This is a genomic window from Vineibacter terrae (assembly GCF_008039615.1).
In the GTDB taxonomy this organism is placed as follows: Bacteria; Pseudomonadota; Alphaproteobacteria; order Reyranellales; family Reyranellaceae; genus Vineibacter; species Vineibacter terrae.
Genome location: NZ_VDUZ01000004.1, coordinates 19,053 through 32,137, shown reverse-complemented (window position 1 = coordinate 32,137; position 13,085 = coordinate 19,053). Strand labels below are relative to the sequence as shown.

Sequence of the window (13,085 nt, the reverse complement as noted above, 5' to 3'; positions counted from 1 at the left end):
CCCGAGCGCAGCGAGGGATCTTCCGCGAATGGCGCACCGTGCGCCCCGCCGCAGGAGATCCCTCGCTGCGCTCGGGATGACAGTGGGGCCAAACGAGTATCCTTCGGGGCAGCTACGCTCCGGTCGCCGGCGATGCCATCTTGCGGGCGACGAAGTGGAACCACCACGTGCCGCTCAGATCCTCGCCCTCGGTGAGGCGCCGGCCGTCGTCGTTGCTGAAGACGGCCTCGCAGTGGAACCCGGTCTCGGCCAGTTCGCGCTTCTGCTCCTGCATGGTGGCGTAGACGATGACGATGCCGAAATGATGCGCCGCGGCCGTGCGCACGCTGTAGCCCGGGCCGTCGTAGTGCAGACGGCGGTTGTGCAGGTAGTGAACGACATCCGGCAGCGACCGCACCGCGTTCAGCACCCGCCATCCCATGCGCAGCGGGTTGGGCGTGAAGCGGAACCATGACAGCGGCCGCTCGCCGAATCCGGGCCCGGTGCGATTATGGGTCGAGACGATGAACAGCCCGCCCGGCCGCAGCACGCGGTTGACCTCGCGCAGCACCGTCATGCGATCGTCATAGCCCACCGCGTCGATGCCGTTGTAGCTGAACACCACCAGCCCGAACGCCGCGTCGGCAAACGCCGACAGGTCGCGCGCGTCCATATGCAGGACACGCCGCGTCGGATGACGCTGGCGACATAGGGCGACGAGCGCCGGCGTGTAGTCGACGGCGGTGTAATCCTGGCTGATCGCCGTCAGCAGCGGCACGGTGCGGCCGGCGCCGATACCGATGTCGAGAATCGGCGCACCACGCGCTTCAGGCGCCACCAGCGACACGGCTGCCGCTTCACCCGGATCCGTCCACCCTTCCTGTCGAAAGCGATGCACCGCATCGGTTGTCTGCCAAGCAAGACGATTGGCAAGGTCCATGCCTTGCGGGACAGACGCGCTATTCATGGACGATCCCCGGTCAGGGCTGCATGGCACCACGCGGGACTGATACCTACATGACGGTGCATTTGGACTCAGACAGCCATTGCGACCGCCGCCCTGCGCCTCCGGCCGCTCCCGTCCTGAGTTTGCGCGCACGCGGCGCGTATGTGCTACGGCAGCGTAGAGACCCGGTCCTCCAGATGCGTTCAATGACTGCTCGCGACGCCAATCAGAACTTCTCGAAGATCCTCAGCGAGGTCGAGAAGGGCGAAACCGTGCTGATCACGAAGAACGGCCGCACGGTTGCCGAATTGCGTCCCAGGTCCGACGACCCTCGCGAAGATCCCGAATGGCGAGCCGCATATGAGCGGATGGTGACGCTCATGCGCGAAACGCCTGCCACGGGCTTTCGTGTCGGCAAGGTCACCGAGGATGACAAATACGGTGATCCACCGGCATGACCCGCGTGGCGCTCGACAGCAACATCCTCGTCCATGCCGAGCTCGAACCGGAAAGCGCCAAAGGCGCGCGTGCCCAACAGGTGATAAGAAGCGCTGCGCCGCGCGGCATTCTGACGGTGCAGACGTTGCTTGAATTCGTCGCGATCGTTCGGCGGAAGCGCCCGGCAAGCCTGCCCAGCGCGCTCACGAAGGTAAGCGTCTGGTCAGCCGTATTCGAGACCGTTCCAACCACCCGTCTCGTCGCCGAGCGCGCGCAAGCGCTCGTTCGGGATCACAATTTCCAGGTCTGGGACGCCGTCATCTGGTGCGCCGCCCGGAGCGCGGGCGCGGATATCCTCTGCTCCGAGGATCTGCAGAACGGATTGCGCCTCGACGGCATGCGTGCTGTCAATCCTTTCGCTGCCACACCCTCGGAGATCGACACGATCTTCCGCGAACCCTAGCCGCTACGGCGCAGCGCCACGATCGTCGCCGGTCCCCCCCGCGCCAGGATCCCGAACGAGACATCGAGCGCGAAGCCGGGCAGCGTCGTGCCGATCGGCAGCGCGCCGGGCAGCAGCGGTGAGGGCTGCGTGCTCGATACACCGAGCAGCTTCAGCCTTCTGTCACCTGATATCCGACGCATGGAACATGGGCGTGCCGTGTCCGTTTCTCGAGCGGTGTGCGCAGCATCTTCACGGCGCCAGGCGACGAAGGGAACGGCCGATGATCCGCAAGCTCAAATCAGGCGGATACCGCCTCTATGCGCGCAGCAAGGACCCGAAGACTGGCAGGCGGCGCAACCTCGGCACCTTTTCGACCCGCGCCGCCGCCGAGAAGCATGAGCGCGCGGTGCAGTTCTTCAAGCGCCGCGGCTGAGCCTCGGCAGCAACAATGCCGCGCGCAAGACGTTCACTGCGCGCGGATCTGGGCTGCGTCGACGATGCTGCGCCACTTCGGGACCTCGGCCGCGATCATGGCGGCGAACGCGTCCGGCGTGCTGGCGGTGGCGACGCAGCCATAGCCGACGAAGCGCTTCTGTATCTCGGGCAGCGCCACCACCTCGCGGATCGCCGCGTTCAGCCGCGCCACGATTGCCGGCGGCGTCCCCGCCGGCGCCAGGATGCCGAACCAGACATCGACGGCGAAGCCGGGCAGCGTCATGCCGATCGGCGGCACGCCGGGCGCCAGCGGCGAGGGCTGCGCGCTGGACACGCCCAGCAGCTTCAGCTTTCCCGACGTCACGGCCGCCGCCATCGTGTCCGACGACGTCGTCAGCAGCATCTTCACCTCGCCGCCGATCACCGCCATGGTCGACGGCGCCTGGCCCTTGTAAGGCACGTGCACCAGCTTGATGCCGGCCGTCTTGGCGAACAGCTCCGTCGCGAGATGGCCCAGGGACCCTGCCCCGGCCGTCGCGTATTCGACGCTGCCGGCCTGGGACTTGGCGAAATCGATCAGGCCCTTGACGTCGGTGGCAGGCACGCTGGCATGCGTCACCAGCACCAGCGGCGCCAGCGAGACCAGCGACACGGGCACGAAATCCTTGATCGGGTCATAGCCGACGTCGGCCTGGATCAGCGGCACGATGGCGCTGGGCCCGTTGTTGCCGAAGACGAGCGTGTAGCCGTCGGGCGCGGCGCGTGCGACCTGGGCGGTGCCGATCGCGCCGGCAGCGCCGGCCTTGTTGTCGATCACGACCGGCTGGCCCAGCACCCGGGACAACGGCTCCTGCAGCGTGCGGGCCATGATGTCGGTGGTGCCACCCGGCGCGTACGGCACCACCAGCCGGATCGGCTTGTCCGGATACTGCGCCATCGCCGCCAGCGGCAGCACGCCCAGCACGCCCGCCAGGACCCTCCGGCCCAGCCATCGTCTCAGCATCTCCATCCCCTTCGTTCGTTCTTCCCGTCATCCCGAGCGAAGCGAGGGATCTCCCGCGGCAAGGCGCACGTGCGCTGTTCGCGGGAGATCCCTCGCTACGCTCGGGACGACCCGCGCCGGTCGCGCATGCGCTCGCGGTAGCGGACCTGCAGGCTCTCCAGGTGCTCGGTCATCTCGGCCACCGCGGCGGCGGCATCGCGCTGGCGCAGCGCCGCCAGGAACCGTCGCCGCGCCCTGATCGTGAGGTCGGTGCGCTCGCCGCCCACCGCATGGGCGAAGTCGCGCATCACATCCATCAGCGCCGCCATCAGCATCACCATGACAACATTGTGCGTCGCCTTGGCCAGCAGGTTGTGGAACTCGACCTGGATGTCGATCTTGTCCTCGTAGCGCTCGGCCAGCAGCAGGCGCTCGGCTTCGTCGACATTGGCGGCGAGCGCCGCCAGGTCCGCCTCGGTGGCCCGCTCGCAGGCAATCCGGACCACCGTCGACTCGAGCCAGATCCGCGCCTCGGTCAGGTCGTCCAGCGAGACGCCGCCGAGCTGGTAGAGGTTGCGGAAGCTGTCGCCGATCAGGCTGGGATCGCCCTGCCCGATGAAGGCGCCGCCGCGGGCGCCGGCCTGCAGCGCCACCACGCCGGTGCGCTCCAGGTTGCGCAGCGCCTCGCGCACCGCGCCGCGGCTGACGCCGAAGCGCTCGGCCAGCTCGCGTTCCGGCGGCAGCTTGTCGCCGGCGCGCAGCTCGCCGGCCGCGATGCGGTCCTGGATCTGCGCCGACACCGCATCCGAGAGCCGGCGCCGCTTGATGGGGGCGAAGTCGCGCGGCATGGCAGCTCAGGGCGCGGCCACGCCGGCCGACAGCGCCGCCAGCGTGCACGCGCCGATCCGTTCGTGATAGGCGCCCTCCGCCCCGGCCTCCAGCACATAGTCCTTGAGATACGCGCCGAAGGCCGCCGCGTCGCGGCTGGCCGCGACATAGGCTTTCAGATGCGCCTCGTCCTGGCCGTAGAGGCCGGGGCTGGCGCCGGGATGCGCGCCGAACGGCGCCACGACGACGGCATCGACCAGCGCCGCCGGAATCTTGGTCAGCCGGGCATCCTGGCGCACCGTGCTGGCCGGCACGATGCGATCGACGCTGCAGATCACGTGTCTCGCCGCCTGCGCCAGCAGGATGTCGAAGAAGGACGGGCCGAAATACTGCACATTGCCCTCTTCATCGGCCTGCTGGCCGTGCAGCAGCACGACATCGGGCTTGATGGCCGGCACTTCCAGCAGCTTCCGGCCCCCCTCCTGGATGCGCGCCTTGCGGTAGCCGGCGGGATTGACCTTGGGCAGGTCGGTGCCGAGGTCGGGGATCAGCATGTACGGCAGGTCGCAGGCGCCGGCGCGCAGGCCGCCGGCGATGCCGGGACCGTCCATCTCCAGCACCTCGACCGCGCCCGACTGCGCGGCGCGCCGGAAGTTGGGCGCCAGCCCCAGGTGCTCGAAGCTGATGAAGACGCAGGCCGTCTTCGCCGCGCAGCCGGCGCCGATCAGCATGTCGGGCGCCACGCTGCCGGGCGCCGGCACCAGATGCAGGTCGCGCACGCCCTTGCGGATCAGGCCGCGCACCAGCGCCATCGGCTGGCCGCTGAAGATCCAGCCGCCGATGCCCACCGTCATGCCGTCCTTGACCACGCTCAATGCCGCGTCCAGCGACATCACCTTGTCGGCTGCCTTGGTCCCGCTCATGTCATCACCCCCGCAGCATGTGGCGCGCGATCACCAGGCGCTGGATCTGGTTGGTGCCTTCGAAGATCTGGTTGATCTTGGCGTCGCGCATGAAGCGCTCGACCGGGAAGTCGCGCATGTAGCCGGCGCCGCCGAAGATCTGCACGGCATCGGTGGCCACCTTCATCGCCGTGTCGCTGGCGAAGCACTTCACCATCGAGGCCTTGGCCGAGAAGCCGCCCCATTCCTGGCGGTCGGCCATGCGCGTGCAATCGTACAGCATGCAGCGCGCCGCTTCCGTCTGCATCTGCATGTCGGCCAGCATGAACTGGATGCCCTGGAACTCCGCGATCGGCCGCCCGAACTGGATGCGCTCGCGGGCATAGGCGGTGGCCAGGTCGATCGCGCCCTGCGCCAGGCCCACGGCGGTGGCGCCCACGGTCGGCCGGTTGAGGTCGAGGATGCGCATGCAGGTCTTGAAGGCCTGTCCCTCAGGCCCGATCATGTTCTCGGCCGGCACCCGCACGTTGTCGAGATAGATCGGCACGTTGGGCACGCCGCGGATGCCCATCTTGCGGTCCTCGGGGCCGTGCGAGAAGCCCTTGGTCTTGGTGTCGACCAGGAACGCCGAGATGCCGTTGGCGCCCTTGCCTTCGCTGGTGCGCGCGAAGACCAGGATGAAGTGCGCCACCGAGCCGAACGTGATGTAGATCTTTGCGCCGTTGATCACCCAGCTCTCGCCGTCGCGGTGCGCGCGCGTCTTCATCGAGGAGACGTCCGAGCCGGTGCCGGCCTCGGTGATCGCCACCGCGGTCAAGGTGCGCCCCTTGGCCGACAGGCCGAGGTAGTGGCGCTTCTGCGCCTCGCTGCCGAAATTGAGGATCGGCAGGATCAGGCCGAAGGAGTTGTTGGCCGCCAGCAGGGCGGCCGATTCGGACACCTTGGCGATCTCCTCCTTCACCAGGCAGACCGAGGTGAGATCGCCGCCCGGGCCGCCATACTCCTCCGGCACCCAGAGCTGCAGCAGGCCCATGTCGCCGAAGACCTCGACCAGCTCCTGCGGGAAGCGGTTGTTCTCGTCGATCTCCGAGGCGATGGGCGCGACATGCCGCTCGACCATGCGCCGCACCTGGTCGCGCAGCAGCTTGTGATGGTCCTCGAAATGATAGTCGTTCATGAGCGGCTCCCTCAGGCGGCCCTGGGCCACGGAAACTTGCGGGCCAGCACGCCGGTGGTGTCGACGGTGCGGCGCAGCAGGAAGAGCTCCTCGGCTTGCGGCGGCGCGGTGCGCGCCACCTGGTCGGGCACCAGCAGGTCGAAGCCGGTGTTGTCGCGCGCCTCCTCCAGGCTGACGCCTTCGTGCAGGGAGCGGATGCGCATGGCCTTGCTGTTGGGCGCGAAGTCGAAGACGCCCAGCGGCGTCACCACGAGCCTGGGGCCGCCCTCGGGCAGGCCCCTGTCGGTGCGCGAGGTGCCGCCGTCGAGATGGCCTGCGCCGCAGATGAAGTCGACCCTGGGCACGAAGGCGCCGCGATCGTGCCGGGTCATCATGATGTAGAAGCGCCGCGACAGCCCGGTGAGCGCGCTGATGCCGACGGTGCCCGGCCCGCGCAGCCGGGGCCGCGCATGATCGCCGATGCAGACCGTGTTGATGTTGCCGAAGCGGTCGGTCTGCAGCGCGCCCAGGATCGCGAAATCGAAGAAGTGGATGCGCCAGTCGATGAAGTCGATCATCAGCGGCAGGTCCATGACGGCCTGCGCCACGGCGATGTTCTCGGCGTCGGCCGCCGGCCGCACGATCCCCTCGGTCGGGTTGGTCATCCCGCCGGGCCCCGACACCCACCACAGGCGGGGCGCCTGGCGCTGGCGCGCGAGGTTGCAGGCCGCGACCTGGATGTCGGAGTTGGTGCCGACGATCGCCTTCTCGCCGTCGCCGAGATCGCGGGCGAGCAGCACCGCCAGCATCTCGCCCAAAGCATAGTCGTTGGATGTGGCCGGCACGGATCCCTTCCCTTTCGTCCGTCTGGTTCATTGTTTTATTGGTCCGACCAATAATAAAGATTGCGGGTGCTGTCAACCGCGGCGACGGCACCATCCCTCGCCTGCTGCCAACCCTGTCATTTCAGGGAGTTCGAAGGCATTCCAAATCCAGAATATGAGATGAAGAACCGACCCTAGAGCGCTGCGATGTATTAATATTTTTTAAATATGCTGGACGCCGGCGACGGGTAACATAAACTGCAGTGTCAGGCGCAGCGGGTTGCAATTGGCATGCTGATTGCCCGGAAAAGCCTAAGAAAAGCAGGAGACTGTCCCCATGAAGACGTTCCGCGTCGAGCCCGGCCATGACGCTCTTCATCGCGGCGTGTGGCACGGCCCCGGGGTGCGCGTGATCCTCGAGGAAGGCGAGCGGCTGGACGTCTACAGCACGACCGACCAGGGCGCGCGCAACGGCTGCATCGGCAGCTATCACTACGCCCAGCTCAACCCGGCCGCGCCGCCGCCGGGGCTGCGTCCCGGCGACGGCTGAGGTCGGCTGCCGGATCAGAAATCACTGTTGTCGCTGTCGAAGCCGCCGCCGTCACCGCCCCAATCGGCGTTGTCGTCGCTGCCGTTCCAGTCGCTGGCCTGGTCGTTGGACTCCCACTGGTCGTCAGCCTGGGGATCGGGGGCCTGGGGATCGGGCAGCGAGGCGGTCTGCGTGTCGGGCAGGCTGGCGGCGCTGCTGGCGCCGGCATCACCCGGCGTCGCCGGGCTGCTGCTGCTGCCACCCAGCAGGTTCTCGCCGCCCAGGCCGGCGGCATTGGCCGGCGCGGTGCCGCCGTGGCCACCGAACATCGACGAGATGCCCTGGTACAGAAGCGCGCCGCCGGCCACGCCGACCGCTGCCGCCGCCGCCGTGCGCAGGAAGCCGCCGGCGCCGCCGCCCATCGGGCCGCCGCCCATGGGCTGACCGAAACCCTGCTGATAGCCCGGCATCGCCGATGCCAGCGGCCGCTGCCCCCAGGGTCCGCCCGGCGCCGGTGGCGTGGCCTGCGGCGGTGGCACGGGTTGCGGTGGCGCGGCGGGCTGCTGCTGCGGTGGCGCATCGCGCCCCAGCAGGCCGCCCAGGAAGCTGGTCGGCTTGGCCGCCGCGGCCTGGCGGGCCTCGGCCAGCTGCCGTTCCAGCTCGACCAGCCGGGCCTGGGCGTTGTCGAGCGCCATGTTCTGGATCAGCACGGTCTGGATCAGCAGGTAGGGCGCATCGGGTTGCGCCGCCATGCCTGACCTGATCAGGGCCGCGGCCTCCTCGTCCTTGGGCTGGGCCGGAGCCTGCTTCAGGCGGTCGAGCAGCTGGGTGATGAGTTCCTTCTCCTGCGGGGTCATTGGCAGCCTCTCCTGTTCGCTGTGACCGCGTGAACTCGGACCCTATGTAGGGAGCGGCCAGGGCTTTTTTGAGGCCCTGCCCGGCTTGACCCACCCGGCAATTGATGTGATGCGAAGCCATCGTGTCGACACAAGGAGGTGGGCGTGGCGTTGAGGCGCATGGTGCTCGAGATCGGCATGGGCACCGACATCCGCGGCGGCGATCCGACCAAGGCCGCCATCCGTGCCCTGCGCGATGCGCTCTGGCACAATGCGCTCACCGTGGCGGGCGCGCTGGGCAAGCCGGCCGACGCCATGCATGTCGACGTCACCATCGGCGTGCCCATGCCCGAGCGTGTCGACAAGCAGGCTGTGCTCGCCGAGCTGCCGCATGGCGGCGGCACGATCACCGTGGTCGAGGGCGGGCTGTCGCTGCCCAACGAGTCGGGCACCGATGTCACCTTGATCGCCAACGCCGCCGCCGTGGTGCGGCTGGATGTGCCGTGAACCGCACCATGACGACGACGACCAAGCCAATAACGCGCCGGCGCGTGATCCTCGAGCTGGGCACGGGCAACGACCTGCATGGCGGCGACTACACCAAGGCGGCGCTGCGCGCGGTGCAGGACGCGCTGCATCACAGCTCGCTCACCCTGCTGCGCACGCTTAAGGTCGACCCCAGGACGGCGATGCATGTCGACGTCACCATCGGCGTGCAGAAGCCGGAGCGTGTCGATGCCGACGCGGTCAAGGCCTCCCTGCCCCACGGCATCGTCACGGTGCGTGTGGTCAAGGGCGGGCTCGACGTGCCCGACGAGGAGATCGGCGACGTGGCCGTGATCGCCAGCGCCGGCATCGCCGTCAGCCTCGACCTGCCTTGAGCTGTCATCCCCGACATCTCCTACCGTCATCCGCAGCATCCCCTATCGTCATCCCGAGCGCAGCGAGGGATCTCCCGCGAATGACGCACGGTGCGTCTTGCCGCAGGAGATCCCTCGCTGCGCTCGGGATGACGGAGAGGTTCGGGACGACGCAACGCCGGCGATGACGAAGGCCTATGACCGCGATGGTGCCTACAGCGGCAGGCTCATCCGCACCACCGTCGGGTCCTCGGTGGGCGCGGCGGTGAAGCCGAGGTCGCGGCACAGCTTCAGCATGGGATGGTTCTCGCGCAGCACGTCGCCGAAGATCTCGCCGATGCCGCGCTCGCGCGCGTAGTCGATCATCCGGCGCATCAGCGCGTAGCCCAGGCCCCTGCCCTTCATGTCCGTGCGCACCAGTATCGCGTACTCCGCCCGCTCGTTGTCGGGATCGGCGGCGATGCGCACCGCCCCCAGCGCCTCGGCGTCGTGCGCCGTCGATTCGGTGGCCACCAGCGCCATCTCGCGGTCATAGTCGATCTGCGACAGCCGCGCTGCCAGCGGCGCCGGCAGGGTCTTCATCGGCGTGAAGAAGCGCAGCCGGATGTCCTCCGGCGCCATCTTGCCGAACAGTCGGTGCATGCCCGGGCCGTCCTCGGGACGGACCGGCCGGATCGGCACGCGCGTGCCGTCGCGCAGCTGGAGCTCCTGCTCCAGCGCACGCGGATAGGGCCGGATCGCCAGCCGCGAGGCGCCGTCGCCGGCCGCCGGCGCCACCTTGATGCGCGCGTCGAGCGCGACCACGCCATGCTCGTCGGCCAGCAGCGGGTTGATGTCGAGCTCCTCGATCTCGGGGCAGTCGGCCACGAGCTGGGCGAGCTTGATCAGGCACAGCGCGACGTCGTCGAGCGCCACCGCCGGCTTGCCACGGAAGCCCTGCATCAGCTTGAAGATGCGGGTCTGGGCCATCATCTCGCGCGCCAGCTTCATGTTGAGCGGCGGCAGGGCCAGGGCCTTGTCGTTGATCACCTCGACGCCGGTGCCGCCATGGCCGAACAGCACGACCGGGCCGAACTGCACGTCGTTCACCATGCCGACGATCAGCTCATAGGCCTCGGCGCGGTTCACCATGGGCTGCACGGTGAAGCCCTCGAGCCTGGCCTCGGGGCGCACCGTGCCGATGTGACGATGCATGGAGTCGGCCGCCGCGCGCACCGCGTCGGCTCCCTCGAGGTTGAGCACGACGCCGCCGATGTCCGACTTGTGGGTGATGTCGCGCGACAGGATCTTGAGCGCCACCGGCACCTTGAACGCGGCCGCCGCTTGCGCTGCCGCCTCGGGCGTCGCCACGATGCGGGTCTCCACGATCGGGATGCCGTAGGCGGCGATCACGCTCTTGGCCTCGGCTTCCGACAGCCACGGCCGGCCTTCGGCGACGACGCGTCTGATCACCGCATTGGCGGCCTCGGTGTCGGGCGTGAACGCCTCGGGCACCGAGGGCGGCACCTCCATCAGCAGCTCCTGCGCGCGCCGGTGCCGCACCATGTACATGAAGCCGCCGATCGCCTGCTCGGGCGTGAAGAAGGTCGGGATGCGGTGCGCGCCGAACATCGCCCGCGACTCGGCGGCAGCCGAATCGCCCAGCCAGCTCGTGAACACGGGCCGCCGGCTGCCCTTGACGGTGTCGATGACGGCGGCCGCCGCCTCGCTGCTCGAGGCGATCGCGGTCGGGCAGTTCAGCACCAGGATCGCGTCCATGCCCTTGTCCTGCAGCATCGCCTGCAGGGCGTCGGCGAAGCGGCTGCCGGGTGCATCGCCGATGATGTCCACGGGATTGCTGCGCGACCAGGTCGGCGGCAGCACCTTGTCGAGCTGGGCGCGTGTCTGCGGGCTGAGCTCGGCGAGCCTGCCGCCTGAATCGATCAGCGCATCGGTGGCCAGCACGCCCGGGCCGCCGCCGTTGGTGAGGATCGCCAGCCGGTCGCCCGCCACCGGACGCGACAGCGCCAGCGTCTCCACGGCGTTGAACAGCTCGTGCATCTGGTAGACGCGCAGGGCGCCGGCGCGCCGGAAGGCCGCGTCATAGACCGCGTCGGCGCCGGCCAGGGCGCCGGTATGCGAGGCCGCGGCGCGCGCGCCCTCGGTGTGGCGGCCGGCCTTGATCACCACCACGGGCTTCAGCCGCGCGCAGGCACGCGCAGCCGACATGAACTTGCGGGCGTTGGTGATGGCCTCGATGTAGAGCAGCACCGCGTGCGTGTCGGGATCGGCCGCCAGGTAGTCGAGCATGTCGCCGAAATCGACGTCGGCCATGTCGCCCAGCGACACGAAATGGGAGAAGCCGATGCCACGCGTCGTGGCCCAGTCCAGCACCGCCGTCACCATGGCGCCCGACTGCGTCAGGAAGGCGATGTCGCCCTTGCGTGGCGCGATATGGGCGAAGCTGCCGTTCAGCCCGATGCCCGGCACCATGATGCCGATGCAGTTGGGCCCCACGATGCGCATCAGGTGCGGCCGCGCCGCGTCGAGCATCTGCTGGCGCAGGCTCTTGCCGCCGTCCGGCGCGGCCGCGCCCAGGCCGGCGGTGATCACCACGGCGCCGCGGGTGCCGCGCGCGCCCAGCTCGGCGATCACGCCTGGCACCGTGGCCGGCGGCGTCGCGATCACGGCCAGGTCGGGCGCCTGCGGCAGGCTGGCGATATCGGGATGGACCTCGACGCCCTCGACGGTCTGGGGACGCCGGTTGACCGGCATCACCGGCCCGGCGAAGCCCGACCGGAACAGGTTGCGGGCGATCACGGCGCCGACCGAGCCGGGCCGGGCTCCGGCGCCGATCAACGCCACGGAGGACGGCGCGAAGAGAGCATCGAGGTTGCGGATGGACATTGCGAAATCTCCACGCGGCCGGAGGGGAGCCGACCCTTCGTATCAAGGCATGTTCGCCCGTTTTGTGACAGCGCTGCATTGGCGCGACGGTGCAAACACCCACCGGCTACGTCCCTTCCGAGCGCAGCACCTTGAGGCAGCTCAAACGCGGCACGGCAAAATCGAGGAACGCGCGGACCCGCGGCGCCATGAGCCGGGCCGTCGGAAAAACGATGTGAACAGGAATCGGTGGCCGCTCGAACGGCCGCAGCAGGCGCACCAGCCGGCCGCGCGCCATATCGTCGGCCACCTGGTACGACAGCACATGGGCGATGCCCCTGCCGTCGCGCGCGGCATCGATGGCGGCTTCGGCCCGGTTGACCTGGAACCGCGCGCTCACGCGCACCTCGCGCTCGGAGCCGTCGAGGGCCTGGAAGCGCCAGTCCGGGCCGTTCGCCTGGTTGACGAACAGCACGATGTCGTGCGCCGCGAGCTCGTCAGGAGCCGCCGGCCGGCCGCGCTGCTTCAGATAGCGCGGACTGGCCACGACGATGCGGCGCACCGCGCCCACGCGGCGCGCCACCAGCGTGCCGCTGTCGAGATGGGCGATGCGCAGGGCGACATCGATCCCCTCCTCGATCAGATCGACCGGACGATCATCGAGCGACAGCTCGGCCGTGACGTGAGGATTGCTCTCCAGGAACGCCGTGACGATCGGCATCACGTGGAGGCGGCCGAAGGTCAGCGGCGCTGAGATGCGCAAGCGCCCCCGTGGCGCGGCGCCTTCGCCCGCGACCTCGTGCATCGCGCCGTCGAAATCGGCCGTCAGGCGGCGCGCATGCTCGGCCAGCCGCATGCCGGCATCCGTCAGCGCCAGGCGCCGCGTCGTGCGCTCCGCCAGGCGCACGCCCAGCTCGGCCTCGAGCTCGCCCAGGACGCGCGTCACCACGGGCGGCGAGCGGCCGGTGCGCCGCGCCGCCGCCACCAGGCTGCCGGCGTCGGCGATGGCGAGGAACAGCGTCAGGCGGTCGAGCCGGTCCATCCCATTCTTCCAGGAATC

The 13,085-nt window shown here is 69.3% G+C and carries 16 protein-coding genes; 6 read left to right on the top strand and 10 right to left on the bottom strand.

From position 1 onward, the window contains the following. Positions 1-112: 112 nt before the first annotated feature. Positions 113-946, bottom strand: coding sequence for a class I SAM-dependent methyltransferase (locus FHP25_RS04525; RefSeq protein WP_147845716.1), 834 nt, complete (start codon positions 944-946; stop codon positions 113-115). A gap of 185 nt (positions 947-1,131) precedes the next feature. Between FHP25_RS04525 and FHP25_RS40655 the strand changes: the two genes are divergently transcribed. Together FHP25_RS40655 and FHP25_RS04515 are read left to right on the top strand one after the other, a co-directional pair. Then, the gene (locus tag FHP25_RS40655; RefSeq protein ID WP_178133293.1) at positions 1,132-1,383 is read left to right on the top strand and encodes a type II toxin-antitoxin system Phd/YefM family antitoxin; all 252 of its coding nucleotides are present in this window, start codon (positions 1,132-1,134) and stop codon (positions 1,381-1,383) included. Then, positions 1,380-1,826, top strand: a complete 447-nt coding sequence (locus tag FHP25_RS04515) for a PIN domain-containing protein (protein WP_147845714.1) — start codon at positions 1,380-1,382, stop codon at positions 1,824-1,826. Before FHP25_RS40655 ends, FHP25_RS04515 begins: the two co-directional genes overlap by 4 nt. On the opposite strand, the gene FHP25_RS04510 is transcribed toward FHP25_RS04515, so the two are convergent. Then, positions 1,823-2,008, bottom strand: a complete 186-nt coding sequence (locus FHP25_RS04510) for a hypothetical protein (RefSeq protein ID WP_147845713.1) — start codon at positions 2,006-2,008, stop codon at positions 1,823-1,825. The genes FHP25_RS04515 and FHP25_RS04510 overlap by 4 nt on opposite strands. Positions 2,009-2,088: 80 nt before the next feature. Between FHP25_RS04510 and FHP25_RS04505 the strand changes: the two genes are divergently transcribed. Next, positions 2,089-2,241 (top strand): hypothetical protein, encoded by a 153-nt coding sequence (locus FHP25_RS04505; RefSeq protein WP_147845712.1) that lies wholly within the window; start codon positions 2,089-2,091, stop codon positions 2,239-2,241. A gap of 33 nt (positions 2,242-2,274) precedes the next feature. Here FHP25_RS04505 and FHP25_RS04500 read toward each other — a convergent pair whose 3' ends face one another. The 5 genes from FHP25_RS04500 to FHP25_RS04480 form a co-directional block, all read right to left on the bottom strand. Further along, complete coding sequence (locus FHP25_RS04500; protein ID WP_178133292.1) at positions 2,275-3,246, bottom strand: Bug family tripartite tricarboxylate transporter substrate binding protein; 972 nt, start codon at positions 3,244-3,246, stop codon at positions 2,275-2,277. A 95-nt stretch (positions 3,247-3,341) separates the two neighbouring features. Continuing rightward, entirely contained in the window at positions 3,342-4,073 is a 732-nt protein-coding gene (locus FHP25_RS04495; RefSeq protein ID WP_147845710.1) for a FadR/GntR family transcriptional regulator, read from the bottom strand. A gap of 6 nt (positions 4,074-4,079) precedes the next feature. Further along, positions 4,080-4,976 (bottom strand): CoA transferase subunit A, encoded by an 897-nt coding sequence (locus FHP25_RS04490; protein WP_147845709.1) that lies wholly within the window; start codon positions 4,974-4,976, stop codon positions 4,080-4,082. Positions 4,977-4,980: 4 nt separating this feature from the next. Continuing rightward, positions 4,981-6,132: an acyl-CoA dehydrogenase family protein gene (locus FHP25_RS04485; protein ID WP_147845708.1), complete on the bottom strand. Its 1,152-nt coding sequence runs from the start codon at positions 6,130-6,132 to the stop codon at positions 4,981-4,983. 11 nt (positions 6,133-6,143) lie between these two features. Continuing rightward, a complete protein-coding gene (locus FHP25_RS04480) occupies positions 6,144-6,956 on the bottom strand; it encodes a CoA-transferase subunit beta (protein WP_218578179.1) in 813 nt (270 codons plus the stop codon). A 316-nt stretch (positions 6,957-7,272) separates the two neighbouring features. Between FHP25_RS04480 and FHP25_RS04475 the strand changes: the two genes are divergently transcribed. Next, positions 7,273-7,485, top strand: coding sequence for a hypothetical protein (locus FHP25_RS04475; RefSeq protein ID WP_147845707.1), 213 nt, complete (start codon positions 7,273-7,275; stop codon positions 7,483-7,485). A 14-nt stretch (positions 7,486-7,499) separates the two neighbouring features. Here FHP25_RS04475 and FHP25_RS04470 read toward each other — a convergent pair whose 3' ends face one another. After that, entirely contained in the window at positions 7,500-8,321 is an 822-nt protein-coding gene (locus tag FHP25_RS04470; RefSeq protein ID WP_147845706.1) for a DUF2076 domain-containing protein, read from the bottom strand. Between the two features lie 144 nt (positions 8,322-8,465). Here FHP25_RS04470 and FHP25_RS04465 point away from each other — a divergent pair, with 144 nt between their 5' ends. Both FHP25_RS04465 and FHP25_RS04460 read left to right on the top strand, forming a co-directional pair. Continuing rightward, a complete protein-coding gene (locus tag FHP25_RS04465) occupies positions 8,466-8,807 on the top strand; it encodes a Lin0512 family protein (RefSeq protein WP_147845705.1) in 342 nt (113 codons plus the stop codon). A gap of 8 nt (positions 8,808-8,815) precedes the next feature. Further along, positions 8,816-9,181 (top strand): Lin0512 family protein, encoded by a 366-nt coding sequence (locus tag FHP25_RS04460; RefSeq protein ID WP_218578178.1) that lies wholly within the window; start codon positions 8,816-8,818, stop codon positions 9,179-9,181. Positions 9,182-9,373: 192 nt separating this feature from the next. Here the strand turns inward: FHP25_RS04460 and FHP25_RS04455 are convergent, their stop codons facing one another. Continuing rightward, complete coding sequence (locus FHP25_RS04455; protein WP_147845704.1) at positions 9,374-12,046, bottom strand: bifunctional acetate--CoA ligase family protein/GNAT family N-acetyltransferase; 2,673 nt, start codon at positions 12,044-12,046, stop codon at positions 9,374-9,376. A gap of 106 nt (positions 12,047-12,152) precedes the next feature. After that, positions 12,153-13,067, bottom strand: coding sequence for a LysR family transcriptional regulator (locus tag FHP25_RS04450; RefSeq protein WP_147845703.1), 915 nt, complete (start codon positions 13,065-13,067; stop codon positions 12,153-12,155). Between the last annotated feature and the right edge of the window lie 18 nt (positions 13,068-13,085).

Bases quoted from the DNA above. Each gene is read 5' to 3' on its own strand.
- FHP25_RS04510 (WP_147845713.1), bottom strand. From the start codon at position 2,008: ATGCGTCGGATATCAGGTGACAGAAGGCTGAAGCTGCTCGGTGTATCG.
- FHP25_RS04450 (WP_147845703.1), bottom strand. From the start codon at position 13,067: ATGGACCGGCTCGACCGCCTGACGCTGTTCCTCGCCATCGCCGACGCC.
- FHP25_RS04485 (WP_147845708.1), bottom strand. From the start codon at position 6,132: ATGAACGACTATCATTTCGAGGACCATCACAAGCTGCTGCGCGACCAG.
- FHP25_RS04525 (WP_147845716.1), bottom strand. From the start codon at position 946: ATGAATAGCGCGTCTGTCCCGCAAGGCATGGACCTTGCCAATCGTCTT.
- FHP25_RS04490 (WP_147845709.1), bottom strand. From the start codon at position 4,976: ATGAGCGGGACCAAGGCAGCCGACAAGGTGATGTCGCTGGACGCGGCA.
- FHP25_RS04470 (WP_147845706.1), bottom strand. From the start codon at position 8,321: ATGACCCCGCAGGAGAAGGAACTCATCACCCAGCTGCTCGACCGCCTG.
- FHP25_RS04500 (WP_178133292.1), bottom strand. From the start codon at position 3,246: ATGCTGAGACGATGGCTGGGCCGGAGGGTCCTGGCGGGCGTGCTGGGC.
- FHP25_RS40655 (WP_178133293.1), top strand. From the start codon at position 1,132: ATGACTGCTCGCGACGCCAATCAGAACTTCTCGAAGATCCTCAGCGAG.
- FHP25_RS04460 (WP_218578178.1), top strand. From the start codon at position 8,816: ATGACGACGACGACCAAGCCAATAACGCGCCGGCGCGTGATCCTCGAG.
- FHP25_RS04475 (WP_147845707.1), top strand. From the start codon at position 7,273: ATGAAGACGTTCCGCGTCGAGCCCGGCCATGACGCTCTTCATCGCGGC.
- FHP25_RS04515 (WP_147845714.1), top strand. From the start codon at position 1,380: ATGACCCGCGTGGCGCTCGACAGCAACATCCTCGTCCATGCCGAGCTC.
- FHP25_RS04495 (WP_147845710.1), bottom strand. From the start codon at position 4,073: ATGCCGCGCGACTTCGCCCCCATCAAGCGGCGCCGGCTCTCGGATGCG.
- FHP25_RS04505 (WP_147845712.1), top strand. From the start codon at position 2,089: ATGATCCGCAAGCTCAAATCAGGCGGATACCGCCTCTATGCGCGCAGC.
- FHP25_RS04455 (WP_147845704.1), bottom strand. From the start codon at position 12,046: ATGTCCATCCGCAACCTCGATGCTCTCTTCGCGCCGTCCTCCGTGGCG.